The sequence below is a fragment of the Rhodovulum iodosum genome, assembly GCF_041020385.1.
Lineage (GTDB): Bacteria > Pseudomonadota > Alphaproteobacteria > Rhodobacterales > Rhodobacteraceae > Rhodovulum > Rhodovulum iodosum.
The window spans coordinates 31234-47609 of sequence record NZ_JBEHHI010000003.1 but is presented as its reverse complement, the minus strand read 5'-3'; the positions used below and the strand labels follow the sequence as shown (position 1 = coordinate 47609).

At 66.5% G+C, this 16376-nt stretch carries 14 protein-coding genes; 11 read left to right on the top strand and 3 right to left on the bottom strand.

Features of this window, described 5'->3' with window-relative positions; genetic code table 11:
* Nucleotides 1-3: 3 nt before the first annotated feature.
* The 6 genes from nuoL to Ga0609869_RS14245 are packed head-to-tail and all read left to right on the top strand — an operon-like array spanning nt 4 to nt 8310.
* On the top strand, nt 4-2100 hold the full coding sequence (nuoL, locus tag Ga0609869_RS14270) for an NADH-quinone oxidoreductase subunit L (RefSeq protein ID WP_125403843.1): 2097 nt from the start codon (nt 4-6) through the stop codon (nt 2098-2100).
* Nucleotides 2100-3641, top strand: a complete 1542-nt coding sequence (locus tag Ga0609869_RS14265) for an NADH-quinone oxidoreductase subunit M (protein ID WP_125403842.1) — start codon at nt 2100-2102, stop codon at nt 3639-3641. The genes nuoL and Ga0609869_RS14265 overlap by 1 nt, the downstream gene beginning before the upstream one ends.
* Nucleotides 3642-3652: 11 nt before the next feature.
* Nucleotides 3653-5095: an NADH-quinone oxidoreductase subunit NuoN gene (gene nuoN, locus Ga0609869_RS14260; protein ID WP_125403841.1), complete on the top strand. Its 1443-nt coding sequence runs from the start codon at nt 3653-3655 to the stop codon at nt 5093-5095.
* Nucleotides 5085-5849 (top strand): biotin--[acetyl-CoA-carboxylase] ligase, encoded by a 765-nt coding sequence (locus tag Ga0609869_RS14255; RefSeq protein WP_125403840.1) that lies wholly within the window; start codon nt 5085-5087, stop codon nt 5847-5849. Before nuoN ends, Ga0609869_RS14255 begins: the two co-directional genes overlap by 11 nt.
* Nucleotides 5850-5860: 11 nt before the next feature.
* A complete protein-coding gene (locus Ga0609869_RS14250) occupies nt 5861-6640 on the top strand; it encodes a type III pantothenate kinase (RefSeq protein WP_125403839.1) in 780 nt (259 codons plus the stop codon).
* On the top strand, nt 6637-8310 hold the full coding sequence (locus Ga0609869_RS14245; protein WP_125403838.1) for a ribonuclease J: 1674 nt from the start codon (nt 6637-6639) through the stop codon (nt 8308-8310). The genes Ga0609869_RS14250 and Ga0609869_RS14245 overlap by 4 nt, the downstream gene beginning before the upstream one ends.
* A 182-nt stretch (nt 8311-8492) precedes the next feature.
* On the opposite strand, the gene Ga0609869_RS14240 is transcribed toward Ga0609869_RS14245, so the two are convergent.
* The 3 genes from Ga0609869_RS14240 to Ga0609869_RS14230 form a co-directional block, all read right to left on the bottom strand.
* Nucleotides 8493-9995, bottom strand: coding sequence for a DEAD/DEAH box helicase (locus tag Ga0609869_RS14240; RefSeq protein ID WP_125403837.1), 1503 nt, complete (start codon nt 9993-9995; stop codon nt 8493-8495).
* Between the two features lie 148 nt (nt 9996-10143).
* Nucleotides 10144-10737, bottom strand: coding sequence for an exopolysaccharide biosynthesis protein (locus Ga0609869_RS14235; RefSeq protein WP_125403836.1), 594 nt, complete (start codon nt 10735-10737; stop codon nt 10144-10146).
* Between the two features lie 140 nt (nt 10738-10877).
* Nucleotides 10878-11372 carry a flavin reductase family protein gene (locus Ga0609869_RS14230; protein WP_125403835.1) on the bottom strand — a complete coding sequence of 165 codons (495 nt, stop codon included), beginning with the start codon at nt 11370-11372 and terminating at the stop codon, nt 10878-10880.
* A 176-nt stretch (nt 11373-11548) separates the two neighbouring features.
* Here Ga0609869_RS14230 and phnC point away from each other — a divergent pair, with 176 nt between their 5' ends.
* From phnC to Ga0609869_RS14205, 5 genes are all read left to right on the top strand, one after another.
* Nucleotides 11549-12373 carry a phosphonate ABC transporter ATP-binding protein gene (phnC, locus tag Ga0609869_RS14225; RefSeq protein WP_125403834.1) on the top strand — a complete coding sequence of 275 codons (825 nt, stop codon included), beginning with the start codon at nt 11549-11551 and terminating at the stop codon, nt 12371-12373.
* Nucleotides 12374-12442: 69 nt separating this feature from the next.
* Entirely contained in the window at nt 12443-13345 is a 903-nt protein-coding gene (phnD, locus tag Ga0609869_RS14220) for a phosphonate ABC transporter substrate-binding protein (RefSeq protein ID WP_125403833.1), read from the top strand.
* A gap of 66 nt (nt 13346-13411) precedes the next feature.
* Nucleotides 13412-14290 carry a phosphonate ABC transporter, permease protein PhnE gene (phnE, locus tag Ga0609869_RS14215; RefSeq protein WP_125403832.1) on the top strand — a complete coding sequence of 293 codons (879 nt, stop codon included), beginning with the start codon at nt 13412-13414 and terminating at the stop codon, nt 14288-14290.
* Nucleotides 14287-15600, top strand: a complete 1314-nt coding sequence (phnE, locus tag Ga0609869_RS14210; RefSeq protein WP_125403831.1) for a phosphonate ABC transporter, permease protein PhnE — start codon at nt 14287-14289, stop codon at nt 15598-15600. The genes phnE (Ga0609869_RS14215) and phnE (Ga0609869_RS14210) overlap by 4 nt, the downstream gene beginning before the upstream one ends.
* Before the next feature lie 68 nt (nt 15601-15668).
* Nucleotides 15669-16298, top strand: a complete 630-nt coding sequence (locus tag Ga0609869_RS14205) for an LbetaH domain-containing protein (RefSeq protein ID WP_125403830.1) — start codon at nt 15669-15671, stop codon at nt 16296-16298.
* The last annotated feature ends 78 nt before the right edge of the window (nt 16299-16376 follow it).

Sequence of the window (16376 nt, the reverse complement as noted above, 5' to 3'; positions counted from 1 at the left end):
GCCATGGAAAAGATCATCCTCTTTGCCCCGCTTCTGGGCGCGCTTCTGTGCGGGTTCACCTGGCGGCTGATCGGCGAAAAGGCGGCGATGTGGACGGCGACCGTGCTGGTCTTCGTCTCGATGGTGCTGTCCTGGGTCGTGTTCTTCGGCTTCGACGGCGAGATGCGCCAGGTCGAGGTCTTTCGCTTTATCGAAAGCGGCACCTTCACCGCCGACTGGGCGATCCGCATCGACCGGCTGACCGCGATCATGCTGATCGTCGTGACCACGGTCTCGGCCTTCGTCCATCTCTACAGCTTTGGCTACATGGACCATGACCCCCAGTGGCAGGAAGAGGAACATTACAAGGCGCGGTTCTTCGCGTACCTGTCGATCTTCACCTTCGCGATGCTGGCGCTGGTCACCGCCGACAACCTGATCCAGATGTTCTTCGGCTGGGAGGGGGTGGGCCTCGCGTCTTACCTGCTGATCGGCTTTTACTTCAAGAAACCCTCGGCCAACGCGGCGGCGATGAAGGCGTTCATTGTCAACCGGGTGGGCGATTTCGGCTTTGCGCTGGGCATCTTCGCGCTCTACTTCCTGGTCGACAGCGTGAACTTCACCGATGTCTTCGCCGCCGCTCCCGAGATCGCCGAGACCGAGCTGAGCTTCCTGAACGGAAGCTGGAACGCCGCCAACCTGATCGGGATCCTGCTGTTCATCGGGGCGATGGGCAAGTCGGCGCAGCTCTTGCTGCACACCTGGCTGCCGGACGCGATGGAGGGCCCGACGCCGGTGTCGGCGCTGATCCACGCGGCGACCATGGTGACGGCGGGGGTGTTCCTGATCTGCCGGATGTCGCCGCTGATCGAATTCGCGCCGCAGGCCCAGACGATGATCGTGGTCGTCGGCGCGGCCACGGCGTTTTTCGCCGCCACGGTGGGGCTGGTGCAGAACGACATCAAGCGGGTCATCGCCTATTCGACCTGTTCGCAGCTGGGCTACATGTTCGTCGCAGCGGGCGTCGGCGTTTACTCGGCGGCGATGTTCCACCTGCTGACCCACGCCTTTTTCAAGGCGCTGCTGTTTCTCGGGGCGGGCTCGGTCATCCACGCGATGCATCACGAGCAGGACATGCGAAATTACGGCGGGCTGAAGGACAAGATCCCCTACACCTTCTACGCCATGCTGATCGGCACGCTGGCGATCACCGGGGTGGGCATTCCGCTGACCTCGATCGGATTTGCCGGGTTCCTGTCGAAGGACGCGATCATCGAAAGCGCGTTCGGATCGGGCGATACCTGGGCCTTCTGGACGCTGGTGATCGCGGCCGCGATGACCAGTTTCTATTCCTGGCGGCTGATGTTCATGACCTTCTGGGGCACGCCGCGGGGCGACAAGCACACCCACGAACACGCCCATGAAAGCCCGCGCAGCATGCTGATTCCGCTGGGCGTGCTGGCCTTTGGCGCGGTCTTTGCGGGCATGGCCTGGTACGGCAGCTTTTTCGGCGACCATGACCGGGTGAACCGCTTCTACGGTATCCCCAGCCACGAGGTCGCGGCGACGGCAGAGGCCGGCCACGGCGAAGAGGCCGCGGCGACCGACGAGGCGGGTGACGGCGAAGAGGCCGCCCACGACACCGCGGCGGCCGGTTATGCCCTGCCGGGCGAAGGGGCGATCTACATGGCCCCCGACAACCACGTGATGGACGAGGCGCACCACGCCCCCCAATGGGTCAAGGCGGCGCCGTTCCTGGCGATGCTGCTCGGGCTGGGCCTGGCCTACCAGTTCTACCTCGTCAGCCCGTCGGTGCCCGGTCAACTCGCGCGGCAGTTCCGGCCTGTCTACCTGTTCCTCCTGAACAAGTGGTATTTCGATGAGCTTTACGACGCGATCTTCGTGAACCCGGCGCGCAATATCGGCCGCGCGCTGTGGAAGGGGGGCGATGGCAGCCTGATCGACGGGGCGATCAACGGGCTGTCCATGGGTTTCGTGCCGTTCCTGACGCGGCTGTCGGGGCGGATGCAATCGGGCTACCTGTTCCACTACGCCTTCGCCATGGTGCTGGGGATCGCGCTCCTGGTCACGTGGATGTCGCTGGGCGGGGGAGCGAACTGATGGACAACCTGCTTTCCATTGTCACCTTCATCCCGCTGATCGCGGCCTTCATCCTGATGGCCTTTCTGCGCGGCGACGACGCGGCGGCACGGCGCAACGCAAAGTGGCTGGCGCTGATCGCCACCACCGCCACCTTCCTGGTGTCTCTTTTCGTCCTGGCCGAGTTCAACCCGGCCGATCCGGGCTTTCAGCTTGTCGAGGAGCGCGACTGGCTCTTGGGGCTGAAATACAAGATGGGGGTCGACGGCATCTCGGTGCTGTTCGTGATGCTGACCACCTTCCTGATGCCGCTGACCATCGCCGCCTGCTGGGACGTCGAACACCGGGTCAAGGAATACATGGCCGCCTTCCTGGTGCTCGAGACGCTGATGCTGGGTGTCTTCACCGCGCTCGACCTGGTGCTCTTTTACCTGTTCTTCGAGGGCGGGCTGATCCCGATGTTCCTGATCATCGGCATCTGGGGCGGCAAGGAGCGGATCTACGCGACCTTCAAGTTCTTCCTCTACACCTTCCTCGGTTCAGTGCTGATGCTGGTGGCGATGCTGGCGATGTATGTCGACGCGGGCACCACGGACATCCCGACCCTTCTGAACCACGAGTTCAGCGCGGCCAGCATGACGTTTGCGGGCCGCGAGATCATGGGGGGCATGCAGACGCTCTTGTGGTTTGCCTTCTTCGCCAGCTTCGCGGTCAAGATGCCGATGTGGCCGGTGCATACCTGGCTGCCCGACGCCCACGTGCAGGCGCCCACCGCGGGGTCCGTGGTGCTGGCGGCGATCCTGCTGAAGATGGGCGGCTACGGCTTCCTGCGCTTCAGCCTGCCGATGTTCCCGGTGGCCTCGGACCTTTGGGCGCCGCTGATCCTGTGGCTGTCGGCCATCGCCATCGTCTACACCTCGCTGGTGGCGCTTGCGCAATCGGACATGAAAAAGCTGATCGCCTATTCCTCGGTTGCGCATATGGGATACGTGACCATGGGCATCTTCGCGGCCAACCAGCAGGGCGTCGAGGGCGCGATCTTCCAGATGCTGAGCCACGGCTTCGTCTCGGGCGCGCTGTTTCTGATCGTCGGCGTTATCTACGACCGGATGCACACCCGCGAGATCGACGCCTATGGCGGGCTGGTCAACCGGATGCCGGCCTATGCGCTGATCTTCATGCTGTTCACCATGGCCAATGTGGGCCTGCCCGGCACCAGCGGATTCATCGGCGAATTCCTGACGCTCGTCGGCGTGTTCCAGGTCAATACCTGGGTGGCCGTCGTGGCCACCACCGGTATCGTCCTTTCGGCGTCCTATGCGCTGTGGCTCTACCGCCGGGTGGTCCTGGGCGACCTGATCAAGGAATCCCTGCGCTCGATCACCGACATGACCGCGCGCGAGCGGGCGATCTTTGCGCCGCTGGTGGCGATGACGCTGGCGCTGGGCGTCTACCCGGCGCTGGTCACCGACATCACCGGGCCGTCGGTCGCCGCGCTCGTCGCCGGCTATGAGACGGCCCTGGCCGAGGTCGATACCGCGCTCCGGCTGGCGCAGAACTGAAGGGACCCGCGATGAACCTTGCCGAACTTTCCGTTCTGATCCCCGAGATCGCGCTGGCGGCCTATGCCATGGTCGCGCTGCTGGTGGCCGTCTACACCGGCAAGGACCGGATGGCGCCGCTTCTGGTGTGGACCACGGCGCTTGTGATGTTCGCGCTGGCCTTCTGGGTAGGCGCCTCGGCGGGCGGCGTGGACACCGCGTTCAAGGGCGCGGTGATCGACGACGGCTTTGCCCGCTTTGCCAAGGTGGTGATCCTGCTCTCGGCGGGCGCGGTACTGCTGATGGGCAAGGACTACATGAAGCGCGCCAACGTGCTGCGCTTCGAGTTTCCGGTGCTGGTGGCGCTGTCGGTCGTGGGCATGATGCTGATGGTGTCGTCGGGCGATCTGATGACGCTTTACATGGGGCTGGAGCTGCAATCGCTGGCGCTTTACGTGGTCGCAGCGCTCAGGCGCGACAGCTTGCGCTCGACCGAGGCGGGGCTGAAATACTTCGTCCTCGGCGCGCTGTCGTCGGGCCTGCTGCTTTACGGCGCGTCGCTGATCTACGGTTATGCGGGCACGACGCTGTTCTCGGGCATCCTGTCGACGCTGGGCGAGGGCGACATGCCGCTGGGCCTTCTCTTCGGGCTCGTCTTCCTGATCACCGGCCTTGCCTTCAAGGTCTCGGCGGTGCCGTTCCACATGTGGACGCCGGATGTCTACGAAGGCTCGCCGACCCCGGTGACCGCGTTTTTCGCCACCGCGCCCAAGATGGCGGCGATGGCCCTTTTCGCGCGGGTGCTGCATGACGGGTTCGGCACGGTGCCGGGCGACTGGGGGCAGGTGCTGGCGGTGCTGGCGCTCTTGTCGATGGCGCTGGGCGCGGTCGCGGGGATCGGCCAGCGCAACATCAAGCGGCTGATGGCCTATTCCTCGATCGCCCATATGGGCTTTGCGCTGATGGGGCTGGCCGCGGGCACCGCGGGCGGCGTGCAGGCCATGCTGATCTACATGACCATCTACACGGTGATGAACGTGGGCACCTTCGCCTTCATCCTGTCGATGGAAAAGGACGGCCAGCCGGTCACAGACATCAACAGCCTCAACATGTTCTCGCAGCGCGAACCGATGAAGGCGCTGGCGATGATGGTGCTGTTGTTCAGCCTGGCGGGCGTGCCGCCCTTCGTGGGCTTCTTCGGCAAGTTCTACGTGATCAAGGCGGCGGTCGACGGCGGGCTGGTGTGGCTGGCGGTCGGCGGCGTGATCGCCTCGGTGATCAGCGCCTTCTATTACCTGCGCATCGTCTACTACATGTATTTCGGCGAAGAGACCGACACCGCCATCGACGGGACGATGCCGCGGGTGCTGTGGGTCTTCATGATGGTCTCGGCCTTCGCGATGGTCGGGGGCGTGGTCAACCTCTTCGGGGTCGAGGGGCTGGCGCTGGCTGCGGCAGAAACCCTTGTCAACTGACGCTTCGGGCTGGCACTGGCCGACCGGGCACGACCTGATCCTGCTCGACGAGGTCGACAGCACGATGGCCGAGGCGCGCCGCCATGCGCCTCTCGTCCGCCCGACCTGGTTCGCCGCGCGGCGCCAGACGGCGGCGGTGGGTCGGCGTGGCAGGGCCTGGGCCGCGCCCGAGGGCAACCTGTCGGCGACGCTGGCGATGGTGCCAGATTGCCCGCCGGCCAAGGCCGCGCTCTATTCCTTCGTCGCGTCCTATGCGCTTTACGCCACGCTGCTGGCCTATGTGGACGACCGCGCTGCGATCGCCCTGAAATGGCCCAACGACGTGCTGCTCGACGGGCGTAAGCTGGCCGGCATCCTGCTGGAATCCTCGGGGCAGGGCAAACGCATCGACCGGCTGTCGATCGGCATCGGCGTCAACCTCAACACCGCGCCCGCCGACGCGGCGATCGAGCCCGGGCGGATCGCGCCCGTCACCCTCGCCGAGGTCACGGGCGAGGCCGTCGATCCGCTGGAATTCCTCGCCTTCCTGGCCGAACACATGGCCCACCAGGACCAGTTCTTTCGTATCCACGGCTTTGGCCCGCTGCGCCGCGCCTGGCTGGAGCGCGCGGCGAGGCTGGGCGAGACGATCACCGCGCGAACCGGCGCCGACGAGGTGACCGGACGCTTCGAGACAGTGGACGAGGACGGCCAGCTTGTCCTAGAGACGCCGGGCGGGCGGCGTGCCATAGCCGCGGCGGACGTGTTTTTCTAAGGGAGGCGGCCATGCTTCTGTGCATCGACTGCGGCAACACCAATACCGTCTTTTCCATCTGGGACGGGCAGAGGTTTCTCTGCACCTTGAGGACGGCGACCGAACATCAGCGCACCGCCGACCAGTATTACGTCTGGTACTCGACCCTGATCGAGCATCACGGCATCGACGCCGAGATCACCGACGTGATCGTGTCGTCCACCGTGCCGCGGGTTGTGTTCAACCTGCGCGTCTTTTCCGACCGCTATTTCAAGACGCGCCCGCTGGTCGTCGGCCGGCCCGATTGCGTGCTGCCCCACAACCCCCGCGTCGATTTCGGCACCCATGTCGGGCCGGACCGGCTGGTCAACACCGCCGGCGCCTATGACCGGCATGGCGGCGACCTGATCGTCGTGGATTTCGGCACCGCCACCACCTTCGACGTGGTCGCCCATGACGGCGCCTATGTGGGCGGCGTGATCGCGCCGGGGGTCAATCTCAGCCTGGAGGCGCTGCACTCGGCGGCCGCGGCGCTGCCCCATGTGGATGTGACGATGCCGCAGAAGGTTATTGGCACCAATACGGTTGCCTGTATGCAGTCGGGTGTGTTCTGGGGCTACGTAGGGCTGGTGCGCGGCATTACCGAGCAGATTCGCGCCGAATACGAAACCCCCATGAAGATCATCGGCACCGGCGGGCTGGCGTCGCTCTTTGCCCAGGGCGACGTGCTGTTCGACACGATCGAGGACGACCTGACGATGCACGGCCTGACCGTTATCCATGCCTATAACACACAAAACGAGGCGACATGAGCAGCGACAACCGACTGATCTACCTCCCCCTCGGCGGCGCCGGGGAAATCGGCATGAACGCCTATGTCTACGGCTATGGCCCGGCCGGCCGCGAGCGGCTGATCCTGGTCGATCTGGGCGTGACCTTTCCCAACATGGATGGCACGCCGGGGGTCGATCTGATTTTTGCCGACATCGCGTGGCTTGAGCAACGCCGCGACCGGCTGGAGGCCATCTTCATCACCCACGCCCACGAGGACCATGTCGGCGCACTGGGCCATCTGTGGCGTCGGCTGAAGGCGCCGGTCTACGCGCGCGCCTTTACCGCCAACCACGCCGCCCGAAAGATGGACGAACAGGGCAACGACCCTGAAGAGGTGCGCGTGACCGGCCCCTGGCCGCACCAGGTCGAGGCCGGGCCGTTCAAGGTGGGCTTCCTGCCGGTCTCGCACTCGATCCCCGAAAGCTCGTCGATGGTGATCGACAGCCCGGCGGGGCGTATCGTGCATACCGGCGATTTCAAGCTGGATGTCACGCCCGTGCTGGGCGAGCCCTTCGACCGCGCGCTCTGGGCCGAGGTGGCCGCGCCGGGCGTCAAGGTGCTGACCTGCGATTCCACCAACGTCTTCTCGCCCCAACCGGGCCGGTCCGAGGCGACGGTGGGCCCGGCCATTACCCAGCTCGTGCAAAGGGCCGAGGCGATGGTGGTGGCCACGACATTCGCCTCGAACATCGCGCGGGTGAAGACGCTGGCCGAGGCCGGTCATGCCGCGGGCCGGTCGGTCTGCCTGCTGGGCCGGGCGATGCGACGGATGATCGAGGCGGGGGTCGAGTCTGGCATCCTGACCGATTTCCCCACGACGGTGCCGCCCGAAGAGGCCGCCGAGATCCCACGCGAGCATCTGATGCTGATCGTCACCGGCAGCCAGGGCGAACGCCGCGCGGCCTCGGGGCAGCTGTCGCGCGGGCGCTACATGGGGCTGGAGCTGAAGGCGGGCGATCTGTTCCTGTTCTCGTCGAAAACCATCCCCGGCAACGAGCGCGAGGTGCTGCGCGTCGTCAACGCCCTGTCCGAGATTGGTGTCGACGTGGTCGACGACGCGGCCGATCTCTACCATGTCTCGGGCCACGCCAACCGGCCCGACCTCTCCGAGGTGCACCGGCTGATCAACCCCGAGGTGGTGGTGCCGATGCACGGCGAACACCGGCACCTGCGCGAACATGTGAAACTGGCGGCCGAGAATGCGCTGCCGGCGGTTCTGGCGCCCAATGGCAGCATGGTCGAGCTTTCGCACACCCCGCCCCGCGTGGTCGACGTGATCGAGGCCGGCCGCACCTATCTGGATGGTGCCGTGCAGATCGGCGCGCTGGACGGTGTGGTGCGCGATCGGATGCGCATGGCGCTGAACGGCCACGCGATGGTGACGCTGATCCTCGATGAGGAGGGCGAGCCGCTGGGCGAGCCCTGGGTCGAGTTGATGGGCCTGCCTGAAACGGGGCGCTCGAATGCGGCGCTGGCCGAAGTGCTGGAGGCCGATCTCGACCAGTTCATGCGGCGGGCCGAGGACAAGACGCTGGCCGATGACGACAAGCTTGAGGATGCGCTGCGCCGGATCGTGCGGCAAGGCGCGCAGAACGAGATCGGCAAGAAACCCGAGGTGACGGTGGTGATCAGCCGGCTGAGCGCCTAGCGGCAGCGACGGCCGGCGGCGGCGCGCCTTGAGGGGCAGGCCGCTGCCTGCCGCCCGCCCGGATCAAATCGGGGCCGCGGTGTTCGGCTTGGGGGAGAGGCGCAACGCCGCCCCGCGCTGCGTCAGTGACAATGAGGGGCGCCCGGCAGTGGTCTGCCCGAGCGCCCGTTCCTGTCCAGCGCTCAGTCGGCGTCGGCGGTTTGCGATTCGGGCGCCGGTTCGGCCTCGGGCTCGCTGCGGGTGTCGGTTTTCGGCTTGAACGACCGGGTGAGGAAGGCGGGCATATGATCGCCCATGCCGACCACCGGCTCGTCGCGCCCGCCGCCGCCGCCGCGCCCGCCGCGTTTGCCGCGGCCCGACTTGCGCTCGCCCCGGTCGCTGCGGTCGCCACGCTCGGCCCGATCACTGCGTTCGGGCTTCGGCTCGGCCGTGTCACGGGCGGGGGCAGGGGCAGGGGAAGACGCTGCCTCGGCCGCTTCCGTCTTGGGCTGGCGCCCGCGCGGACTGCTGTTCGGCTTGTCTTCGTCGGACAGGCCCTTGAGCGGGCTTTCGACCCGCGGAATTCCCTTTTCCACCAGGGCCTCGATCGCGCTGAGCCATTTCTCGTCATGCGGCACGCAGATTGTCAGCGCCTTGCCCAGGCGCCCGGCGCGGCCGGTGCGGCCGATGCGGTGGACGTAATCCTCGGCATGGCTCGGAACGTCGTAGTTGAACACGTGGCTGACCGCGGGGATGTCGAGCCCGCGCGCGGCCACGTCCGAGGCCACCAGAAGCCGCAGCCGCCCGTCGCGGAAGGATTCCAGCGTTCGCGTTCGCTGGCTCTGGTCCAGGTCGCCGTGGATCGGTGCCGCGTCGTAGCCGTGTTTCTGCAGCGACTTGGCGACGGTATCGACCTCGGTCTTGCGGTTGCAGAAGATGATGGCGTTCTTGCAAGCCTCGCCCTCGCTGTCGATCAGCGCGCGCAGCAACTCGCGCTTTTCCTTGGCCTGGCGGTCCTTGCGGGTGGCGGTGTAGCGCACCACGCCCTGTTCGATGCTTTCGGCGGCGCTGGCGCGCCGGGCGACCTCGATCTTGGCGGGCGCCGAAAGGAAGGTCGAGGTGATGCGCTCGATCTCGGGGGCCATGGTGGCGCTGAAAAACAGCGTCTGCCGGGTGAAGGGGGTCAGCTGGAAGATGCGCTCGATATCGGGGATGAAACCCATGTCGAGCATCCGGTCGGCCTCGTCCACCACCATGATCTGCACGCCGGTCAAAAGCAGCTTGCCGCGCTCGAAATGGTCCAGCAGGCGGCCGGGGGTGGCGATCAGCACGTCCACGCCCTTGTCGATCAGCGCGTCCTGTTCCTTGAACGACACGCCGCCGATCAGCAGGGCCTTCGTCAGCTTGGTCTTCTTGGAATAGGTGTCGAAGTTCTCGGCCACTTGGGCGGCCAGTTCCCGCGTGGGGGCCAGCACCAGGCTGCGCGGCATGCGCGCCCGGGCGCGTCCACGCCCCAAGAGCGTGATCATCGGCAGCACGAAGCCGGCCGTCTTGCCGGTACCGGTCTGGGCGATGCCCAGAACGTCGCGCCCTTCGAGAGCCGGGGGAATCGCCCCGGCCTGAATCGGCGTCGGCGTTTCGTAGCCGGCGTCGGCGATAGCGGAAAGCACCTTGGGGTCCAGCCCCAAATCGGCGAATGTCGTCATGAAGACCCTTGCTTTTGCGGCTTCTGTTCGGCCGCATGTCCCGCGCGGCCCGACCGGCCGGATTGCCGATCATGATGTCGATCGCGCGTTTCCTTACGGGATGCCGGGGCCTGCGTCAAGCTGACGGGGCGGCGACCGAACAGCGCGGTCAGGTCAGCAGCCGCCAGATGATCACCAGTTCGGGCAGCAACAAGGCGTAGCCCACCAGCCCGAGCACCCCGTCGCGCGACGACACCGCGATGCCCAGCACCAGCACATGCATCGACATCAGGAAGGGCAGGCCGGGGATGAATCCGATCAGGATGTTCACCGCGCCGGTGGCCATCAGGATGATCGCGATCACCCTGAGCATCACGTCGCTTTCCACAAGATAGGGCAGGCGCGGGGCCACCAGCGGGCGCAGCCACAGCACCGCGGGCTGGGCACGGGCGACCGACGAGACCAGCAGGCGCGCGGGCAGGGTCACCCGGCGCAGCCTTTCGGGCAGCCAAAGCTGCGTGCTGCCCACCGCCATGCGCGACCCGATAAGGATGAGGAAGAGCCCGACAATGCCGGGCATGCCCGGAACCATGCCTACCGGCAGGATGAGAAAGGCAGACAGCACCACCAGCAGCGGCCCGAATCCGCGCGCTCCCAGCGTGTCGACAAGCTCGCCCAGGCTGACCTTGTCGCGGGCCACGGCCAGCGCCGACACGTCATCCAGAAGCGTGGCGATCACCCAATCGTCACGATGTTCGCTCATCGCTACGGCCAGTCCCGCGGGGCGCCGGCGGCCCCGACGCAGTTGGCGGTCGCGCCGGGGCGCGACCCTTGCCTTGCATTACTTGTCAGGGGGCGGCGCGATTGCAAGGGTTACGCGCGCCGAAGGCCCGGCGCGCGGCCTCACCCCTCGGGGCTGAAATCGCCGTAGGCGCCGCCGGCAAAGACCAGCGGCGGCCCCTCGCGGCGCGCGACCTCTTCGACGTGGCCCACCACGATGGCGTGGTCGCCCGCCTCGTGCACCGCGGCCCGCGTGCACAGGAACCGCGCGATCCATCCCTCGTCGATCAGCGGCGGATCATTCGCGCCCTCCATCGCCAGCCCCTCGAACGCGCCGCCGGACCGGGCAAAGCGGTTTGCCAGGGCGTGCTCGCCCGCGCCGAGCACATGCACGGCAAATCGGCCGGCCCCGGCCATCGCGGCGTAGCGGCTCGATGCGCGCGCCGGCGACCACAGGATCAGCGGCGGGTCGAGAGAGACCGAGGCGAAGCTGTTGGCGGTCATTCCCACCGGCCCCAACGGGCTGGCGGCCGTCACCACCGTCACCCCTGTGGCGAAACAGCCGAGCGCATCGCGATAGGCGCGCTGGGTTTCGGCTGTCGGTCTGAAACGGTGCATCTTGCGCCTTTCTCTCGCTTCGGGCGGGCGCAGAATGCGCCAGATGGCCGGCGGCGGCAACCGCCCCGCGCGGCCCGGCCCACGGGCCGGCGACCGTCACAAAAGCTTCGGCAAAATGCAACAAACCCGTCGCGCGCCGCCGATACGAGGCGTGGAAACCGGCAACAGGGGGCGAAATGTCGCTAGAGGTCGAAAAGGTGACCAAGGTGTTCGGCCAGAACACCGCCGTCGACAATGTCAGCTTTGCCGTGGACCGCCCCGGATTCATCGGGATCATCGGGCGGTCCGGCGCGGGCAAATCGACCTTTCTGCGCATGATCAACAGGCTGACCGATGCCAGCATGGGCGCGATCCGGTTCGAGGGGCGCAACGTGCTGGAGCTGCGGGGCAGCGCCAAGCGCGCGTGGCAATCCGACTGCGCGATGATCTTTCAGCAGTTCAACCTTGTGCCCCGGCTCGATGTCGTCTCGAACGTGCTGCACGGCACGCTCAACCGCCATTCGGCGCTGACCACGTTCTTCAATCTCTACCCGAGCGCCGACATCCACCGCGCCATCGACATCCTCGACCGGCTGGGCATCGCCGAGCAGGCGCCCAAGCGCGCCGAGGCGCTGTCGGGCGGGCAGCAACAGCGCGTGGCCATTGCCCGCGCACTGATGCAGGACCCCAGGATCATCCTCGCCGACGAACCTATCGCCAGCCTCGACCCGATGAACGCCCAGGTGGTGATGGACGCCCTGCGCCGCATCCACGAGGAAGACGGCCGCATGGTGATCGCCAACCTGCACACGCTGGATACCGCCCGGCGCTATTGCGACCGGGTGATCGGGATGCGCGACGGCCGCGTGGTGTTCGACGGCACCCCCGACCAACTGACCACCGGCGCGGCGCGCGACATCTACGGCGCCGACGCCTCTTTTTCCGAGGCGTCGACCTCCACGTCCATCAATGCGCTGGACGAAACCTCCCGCGCAATGATGGAGGAGGCCGAGCTGCTCTGAGCATCCCGAGAGTTTTCATCTGCACTCCCGGGCGCCTCCCGGGGGGCAAAACCAACCTGGAGAGAAACGATGAAGCATCTGCTGACCGCCCTTGTGGCCACCACCGCCCTTGCCGCCCCGGCCATGGCCCAGAATATCGACGAATTTCGCATCGGCATCCTCGGCGGCGAGAACGCGCAGGACCGCCTGACCAGCCACGAATGCCTGAAGACCTACACCGAAGAGGCGCTGGGCGTCCCGGTCAAGCTGTTTGCGCCCGCCGACTATAACGGTGTGATCCAGGGCCTTTTGGGCGGCACCATCGACATGGCCTGGCTGGGCGCCTCGGGCTACGCCAAGACCTACCTCGAAGACCCCGAAGCGGTCGAGCCGGTGCTGGTCAAGATCAACCTCGACGGCTCCTACGGCTACCACTCGATCGGCTTCGCCCGCAAAGACAGCGGCATCGCCTCGCTGGACGACATGCAGGGCCAGAAATTCGGCTTCGGCGACCCGAACTCGACCTCGGGCTACCTGATCCCCTCGATCGAGATCCCCGAGGCGACCGGCGCCTCCATGGAGTCGGGCGACTACTTCGGTGAGGTCGTCTTTACCGGCGGCCACGAGCAGACCATCGTCGCGGTCAACAACGGCGACGTGGACGGCGGCGTGACCTGGGCCGACGGCCAGGGCGACTGGGAAGACGGCTACAACTCGGGCGCCCTGCGCAAGGCGGTGGATGCCGGCCTGATCGACATGAACGACCTGGTCGAGATCTGGCGTTCCAAGCCGATCCCGGAAGGCCCGATCGTGTTGCGCAAGGCGCTTCCGCAAGAGGTCAAGGCCGAGATGACCGCGCTGATCGACGGCATGTACGATGCCGACAAGGAGTGCACCTACAACATCTCGGCCGGTGAATCGCTGGGCTTCGACCCGATCACCCACGACGCCTACCTGTCGATCATCGAAGCCCGCAGGTCCAAATCGAACTAAGCGCCTATCGGTGCAGGGGCGGGCCCGGACGATCCGGGCCCGCCTTACGTTTCAGGGAAAGCCCAGATGGCAGACACGATTACCGCGGGCCCGGCCACCGGGGCGGGCGACATACGCGGCCACTACATGGCCCTCACACAGCGGCGTCGGCTTTATTCCGGGCTGGCTCTGACGATTTTCGCCGCGCTGATGACCTCGGGCTTCATGGTCTCGAACGCGCGCAACGCTGGCGGCTTCTGGGACGGGCTGCACAACATATTCGATTTCCCCGCGCTGGTGGTGGACGAGGCGGCGGCCAAGGTCGCGCTTTTGCCCGCGCACCTGGTGCATTTCTTCCCCGCGCTGATCGAGACGATCAACATCGCCGCGGTGTCGACCCTGGTGGGCGGCATCCTCGGGCTGGTGCTGTCGCTGCTGTCGACCCGGGGCCTTGCGCGGTTCCCGCGGCTGATCCCGCTCTTTCGGCGCGTCATGGACATCATGCGCGCGGTCCCCGAGATCGTTATCGCGCTGGTGCTGATCTTCGTGCTCGGCGGCGGGCCGGTGCCGGCGATGATCGCCATCGCCTTTCACACCGGCGGCGCGCTGGGCAAGCTCTTTTCCGAGGTGAACGAGAACGCCGACATGAATCCCCTCGACGGGCTCGCCTCGGTCGGCGCCACCTGGATTCAGCGCATGTGGCTGGGGGTGATCCCGCAGGTCGCGCCCAACTATCTCAGCTACGCGCTTCTTCGCTTCGAGATCAATATCCGCGCCTCGGCGATTCTGGGCTTCGTCGGCGCGGGCGGCATCGGCTACGAGCTGAAAAACGCCATGTCCTGGGGGCAGGGCAAGTTCGACGAGGCGGCGGCGATCTTCATCCTGCTGTTCGCCGCCATCGTCTTCTTCGACCAGCTTTCCAGCCATTACCGTAACCGCCTGACCCGCGGGAGGGCCCCGGCATGAGCCTCGCCGCCACCGACATCCAGAAGGCCGCGGCCGAGCGCAGTTTTGTCCGCCGCCGGCTGGTCAGTTTCGGCCTGCCCGCGCTGGTGCTGGTCTATCTCGCCTATATCGCGGTTGCCTTCGGCATTCCCGGCCTGGCCGAACGGGCCCGCTGGGACAACGGTCGCGCGCTGGTCGCCGACAGCTACAGCTACAAGACCCACGTCACCCGCGACAACCGCTCGGGCGAGCTGAGCGTCGCCATCGAGGGCGAGCGCAAGGGCACCTACGCGCCCGACGCTCCGCCCGACTGGGTCACCCGCACCGGCGCCGAAACGGTGATCGACCTCGGCGGCGGCCATGTCGTCACCTATACCGAGAACGGCATGGTGTACGATGTGCCCGGCTACGGTGTGATCGAGGCGATGCCCAGCCGCGCCCGCGGCGTCGAGACCAACCTTGCCGGTGACGTGCCCGATTGGATCAGCGTCTCGAAAAACCGGCTGGCCATCACCACCGAGGCCGGCCGCGTCAGCGTCACCCGCAACCGGACCGAGGTATTTCGCTATTTCCGGGGGTGGGAGCTGTTCTTCTTCACGCTCGACAGCCCCTATCACGGCCATTCCCTGACCGAGATCCTGCTGGGCCCCCGGATCGACCCCGCGCGCGGCAATCTCGCCGGCGCCTGGCACGATTTCTGGACCAACGCCATGTGGCGCCACGCCGAGGTCCTCTGGGCGATCTTCGAGACGATCCTGATGGCGTTTCTCGGCACGATGGGCGCGGCCATGGTGGCGCTGCCGCTGGCCTTCGTGGCGGCCAAGAACTTCACGCCGGTGAGGGGGCTGCGTCTCGGTATCCGCCGTGTCTTCGACTTTCTGCGCGGGGTCGACGCGCTGATCTGGACGATCGTTCTGGCCCGCGCCTTCGGCCCCGGCCCGCTGACGGGGGCGCTGGCGATCCTGTTCACCGATACCGGCAGCTTCGGCAAGATGTTCTCGGAGGCGCTGGAAAACGTTGACGACAAGCAGATCGAGGGGGTGCAATCCACCGGCGCGCCGGTGCTCGGCCGCTACCGCTTCGGCGTGATCCCGCAGATCACCCCGGTGCTCTTGTCCCAGGTCCTCTACTACCTGGAATCCAACACCCGCAGCGCCACCATCATCGGCGCGATCACCGGCGGCGGCATCGGCTTGCTGCTGACCCAGGCGATGATCACCCAGAAGGACTGGGAGGAGGTCAGCTATTACATCGTGTTGATCATCCTCATGGTGATGCTGATGGACTGGATCTCGGGTATCCTGCGCCGCCGCCTGATCAAGGGCGTCTAGCCCGCCATTTCTTCTGGCCTCAAATATCCCCGCCGGAGGCGAAAACTCCGGCACAACGGAGCCGCCCCATGCCACGCCTGAGCGAAGAGCCCGTCGTCCACCCCGATTGCGAGATCGCCGCCTCCTGCTTCGGCCGCTATGTCGAGATCGGCCGCGGCAGCCGGATCGCCGATTCCGAGCTTGGCGATTATTCCTATTGCGACCGCTACGCCGACATCGCCAACACCACCGTGGGCAAGTTCGCCAATATCGCCAGCTTTGCCCGGATCGGCCCGACAGACCACCCGATGCAGCGCGCCAGCCTGCACCATTTCCTCTACCGCTCGGCCGATTACTGGGACGACGCCGAGGCCGACCCCGCGTTCTTCGCCCATCGCAAGAGCCGCCGCACCACGATCGGGCACGACACCTGGATCGGCCATGGCGCGATCATCCGGCCAGAGCTCAGCGTGGGCGATGGCGCGGTGGTGGCCGCCGGTGCCGTCGTCACCCGCGACGTGGCGCCCTACATGATCGTGGCGGGCCTGCCCGCGGTGCCGCTGCGGCCGCGCTTTCCGGCGGAGATTGCCGAGCGGCTCATGGGGCTGGCATGGTGGGACTGGCCGCACGCGGCGCTTCGCGCGGCGCTGGCCGATTTCCGCAGCCTCGATATCGAGGCGTTTCTCGAGAAATACGAGGGCGCCGCGCCGCAGGAATGAGCGCCCGCAAGAATAAGGGATGGCCCATCGGACCATCCCTTTTCTCGCAAAAAAGTACTCGTTTAAAATTCGCGGTCA

Bases quoted from the DNA above. Each gene is read 5' to 3' on its own strand.
- phnD (WP_125403833.1), top strand. From the start codon at position 12,443: ATGAAGCATCTGCTGACCGCCCTTGTGGCCACCACCGCCCTTGCCGCC.
- phnC (WP_125403834.1), top strand. From the start codon at position 11,549: ATGTCGCTAGAGGTCGAAAAGGTGACCAAGGTGTTCGGCCAGAACACC.
- nuoL (WP_125403843.1), top strand. From the start codon at position 4: ATGGAAAAGATCATCCTCTTTGCCCCGCTTCTGGGCGCGCTTCTGTGC.
- Ga0609869_RS14230 (WP_125403835.1), bottom strand. From the start codon at position 11,372: ATGCACCGTTTCAGACCGACAGCCGAAACCCAGCGCGCCTATCGCGAT.
- Ga0609869_RS14205 (WP_125403830.1), top strand. From the start codon at position 15,669: ATGCCACGCCTGAGCGAAGAGCCCGTCGTCCACCCCGATTGCGAGATC.
- Ga0609869_RS14235 (WP_125403836.1), bottom strand. From the start codon at position 10,737: ATGAGCGAACATCGTGACGATTGGGTGATCGCCACGCTTCTGGATGAC.
- phnE (WP_125403832.1), top strand. From the start codon at position 13,412: ATGGCAGACACGATTACCGCGGGCCCGGCCACCGGGGCGGGCGACATA.
- phnE (WP_125403831.1), top strand. From the start codon at position 14,287: ATGAGCCTCGCCGCCACCGACATCCAGAAGGCCGCGGCCGAGCGCAGT.
- Ga0609869_RS14240 (WP_125403837.1), bottom strand. From the start codon at position 9,995: ATGACGACATTCGCCGATTTGGGGCTGGACCCCAAGGTGCTTTCCGCT.
- Ga0609869_RS14245 (WP_125403838.1), top strand. From the start codon at position 6,637: ATGAGCAGCGACAACCGACTGATCTACCTCCCCCTCGGCGGCGCCGGG.
- Ga0609869_RS14250 (WP_125403839.1), top strand. From the start codon at position 5,861: ATGCTTCTGTGCATCGACTGCGGCAACACCAATACCGTCTTTTCCATC.
- Ga0609869_RS14265 (WP_125403842.1), top strand. From the start codon at position 2,100: ATGGACAACCTGCTTTCCATTGTCACCTTCATCCCGCTGATCGCGGCC.
- nuoN (WP_125403841.1), top strand. From the start codon at position 3,653: ATGAACCTTGCCGAACTTTCCGTTCTGATCCCCGAGATCGCGCTGGCG.